This is a genomic window from Ornithinibacillus halophilus, assembly GCF_900129485.1.
GTDB classification, from domain to species: domain Bacteria; phylum Bacillota; class Bacilli; order Bacillales; family Amphibacillaceae; genus Ornithinibacillus; species Ornithinibacillus halophilus.
The window spans coordinates 1-3,585 of sequence record NZ_FQVW01000094.1; the positions used below are offsets into that span (position 1 = coordinate 1).

Consider the following 3,585-nt stretch of genomic DNA (forward strand, 5'->3'; position numbering starts at 1 on the left):
TCGAATATGATGGTGAGAGGAGCGAATCCCAGGGTTGGTGATCGAATATGATGGTAAGAGGAGCGAGTTCACATGAGTGGCGAGCAAATAAAGGTCAAAGTGGAGCGAATCCCCAGGGTTGTGGATCAAATCCCCAAGGTTGCCGAGCACGAAACTCCCAGTTACGAGCGCACCCTCCTCCCAAGGACACCGAGCGAAAAGGCTACATTGCCGAGCACGAACCCCCAGAGAAGGAGAGAGTCCCCCCACACGCTACTCCATCTCCTCTAACACTTCATTCAATCTATCGGGATAGTTCGTGAACATTCCTGTCACACCCCATTCTATTAACCGTTCCATATCTTCTTTTTCATTTACGGTATAAGGGTGAAGGAGCAATCCTGCATTGCGAACTTTTTCTACATAGTCTTTTTGCAACGTGGAGTAATTCACGCCAACTCCAACGGCATATTCCTGTAATTCCCTCAGTTCTTTATCTGAAATCCGAGCCTTTCCTTTATAACTTATTAGCTGAACAAGTGGGAGGGAGGGGGCCAGCTTAGCTACCTCTAGTAAACTATCTTTGCTGAACGATTGGATAATCACTTTTCCTTCTGGCACATCGTCCCCAATTAATCCATGTTTTTCAAGTGTTGAAACCAGTTCTTTAACCATGTCTGGATATTGTTCGGGTGTTTTCGTTTCAATGTAATAGTTGGAATCAGTACCAAACGTTTCAAAAATTTCATCTAACGTAGGAATTTCAATCTGATTGAATACGGGTTGTGCCATGTCAGGATTTTCTTCATTGAACCAGGTCCCAGCATCTAATACTTTGATTTCTTCTAGAATCATATCTTTAACAGAACCTTCATGATCGGTTGTTCGAGAGATGTCCCCATCGTGCATAGCGATTAAACTACCATCTTTGGTTAACTGGAGATCAATCTCAATATAATCCGCCGACATTTCTTCTCCAGTTTGGTAAGCAACTAATGTATGCTCGGGTGCATAACCAGAGGCACCGCGGTGGGCAATATTTAGAAAACGATTGGGGGATAATAACGAGTCATCATCATATTCTACTAGATTAGGACTCTTATTTTCCTCCTGTTCAACCGCCGTATTAGTGGAACACCCGACAATGCTCAACGACAGTAAAAGCAGTATTATATATTTCCACATTTATTTCATCTCCTAAATAAGCCCAAGTACTGTACGTGATATATTCATCGAATGGTGGTACACCTGTAAGAGCTGATTGGTAATGTCCAAATAGACAGCACTGATTTTTGGATTGTATTCATGCTTATTTATCAAGCTATTAAAATGTTCAAATTTAATATCATTCTCAAATTGATAGATGAGAGATTGAGATTGAATCGTTTCCCGTGCAATGTTGTGGTCATCATGTTTGAATGCTTGTAAGGAATTTTGATAGGTTTGCTCAATATGAGTAAGTAGTTCTTTTAATTGTTGTAGGTCTTTTTCACTTAACTCAATCTTTTGATCATGCACTTTTTCTGCCATACTTATGAATCGAATGACCGTATCTCCAATATGTTCGATCTCATTTAAGATGTTTAATAGTTTGACCTCTTGGTTTGATTGAGAGTTTGTGAGGTCCCGTTGCCCTAATTTTAACAGGTACTGTTGGATTTTTATATATGATTCATCAATAATCATTTCAACTTGCTTTAACGAATTCCCCTCATGTTTCCCTTCCATATAAGGGGAGAGGCGCTTTATCATGTCATCAAAAACTACGGTTGCTAGTTTGACAATTTGTCTCTTACTACTTGATAGTGCTTCTTCCGGTACTTCTAACATTTTATCATCCAGTTTAACGGTAAACATTTGCTCCACTGTTTTCTTTGGAAAAACATAATCAAACAATTTTACGACCAAAGGCAGTAACGGTAAGAATATAAGTGCAATTGCTAAATTAAAGAACGTATGGAAATTGGCGATTTTTCGTTCGGATGTACCTGGAATGAGTTCGATAGGATTCCAAATGTAAAATAGGAAAATAAATGCCAGAATAACCCCTGTACATTTAAAGAAAAAAGTAAAGAATGCTAGTTTTCGACCTTCCAAACTTGAGGTTAAGCTGGACACGATCACTGGGATGGTTGAGCCAACATTGGCGCCAAGTACTAAAGGTAAAACTGTATGAATCGACAAAACCCCTGAATTAACCAAGGCAATCCCAATAATAATCATAGCTGCGCTGGAGTGGAAGAGAGCTGTTAACACCATGGAAAGTATGGCAAAGACAACCGGTATTTCAGAGAGGGTGACTAATGTATTGAGTACAGGTCCATGTTCGCTAATTGGACTGACAGAAGTTGTAATCAAATTAATCCCGAAAAATATAAAACCAATGCTTAATGAAATCAGTCCAACAACCCTCATGGTGTTATGTTTTAAGAAAACTGAGAATACCGTACCTAAAAAGATAAATAGTGGAGCAATCGTCGCTATATTAAATGTTAAAATTTGTACAGTTAGAGTGGTTCCAATTGCCGACCCTAAAATCACCCCAAATGCTTGTGCCATACTGATTGCGGAAGTACTTACGAGTCCTACGACTAAAATGGATGTGACGGTACTACTCTGTAGAAAGAACGTCGTGACAATCCCACTCAACATTCCTTTTAATCTCGTATCAGTTAATTGTGTTAAATATTCTCTCATTTTAGAGGCCGCAATTCTTTGGAGACCATTGCTGAGTAAATGGGTTCCATAGAGGAAAATGCCCAGGCCCCCAAAAAATCCTAATATACTGTTTGTTAGTAGCCCCATGTAAAATTCTTCTCCTTCTATTTGTGCATTTTAAGAACAATGTTTTTGTACGTTTTTGCAATGTTCACTAGGTGATCCCCGATACGCTCTAAAAAGCGACTAATAATGACGGTCTTTAGCTTACTTTCAGAGATTTTTTCATGTTCATTAATTAACGTTACTAGTTTTTGGTAGGTATCTTTATTTAGTTTATTTACGTATTTGTCATGATGAATGACTTTGTCTAACGATTGAATATCGTCCTCGTTGATGCCTTTTATCAGCCAATCCATCATTTCTTTCTCATAGCTAAAAAATTTACGAATCATCGGTTTTAAATCGACTGTATCTGTTGCATCACTGATCGTTATAATATTAGTTAATTGATCTCCAATTCGTTCTAAATCGCGAATAATTCGATTCATTGCGAGCAACCATTTCACTTCATTAATTGTGAGTTGTTGTAACGAAATGATTTCTGAAATGTATTTCTCAATTTTTCGCTCATTTTTGTCCACAAAATTCTCTGCTTCGAGGATTTGTTCTCTGTTATCGTCGGAAGGATTATTTAAATAAGTGGTATAGTAATCTGTCATTTCATCCAGATTATCTAAAATACTAATGATGAGGTCTTTAATTTCTATTCGTTTTTCTTGATAATAATTTTGTCTAACTAGCATATTGCCACCTCCAATCAAAAAAATTGTATTAAGAAAAGCGCAGAGCACCCGCTTTGCGACGTACGGACTGGGACTGCGATTACTCGCCCCACCGAAAACATTTGCGCCTGGCCATGCCAGGTGGTTCAATGTTGCCACGCAA

At 38.5% G+C, this 3,585-nt stretch carries 3 protein-coding genes; all 3 read right to left on the reverse strand.

Annotation, left to right across the window (positions count from 1 at the left end):
* Positions 1–252: 252 nt before the first annotated feature.
* From BUB12_RS17265 to BUB12_RS17275, 3 genes are read right to left on the reverse strand one after another with little or no spacing between them, the layout of a single operon-like run.
* Positions 253–1,164 (reverse strand): glycerophosphodiester phosphodiesterase, encoded by a 912-nt coding sequence (locus tag BUB12_RS17265; RefSeq protein WP_072892153.1) that lies wholly within the window; start codon positions 1,162–1,164, stop codon positions 253–255.
* Positions 1,165–1,176: 12 nt separating this feature from the next.
* Positions 1,177–2,784: a Na/Pi cotransporter family protein gene (locus BUB12_RS17270; protein ID WP_072892154.1), complete on the reverse strand. Its 1,608-nt coding sequence runs from the start codon at positions 2,782–2,784 to the stop codon at positions 1,177–1,179.
* A gap of 17 nt (positions 2,785–2,801) precedes the next feature.
* The gene (locus BUB12_RS17275) at positions 2,802–3,443 is read right to left on the reverse strand and encodes a phosphate signaling complex PhoU family protein (protein WP_072892155.1); all 642 of its coding nucleotides are present in this window, start codon (positions 3,441–3,443) and stop codon (positions 2,802–2,804) included.
* Positions 3,444–3,585 lie beyond the last annotated feature (142 nt).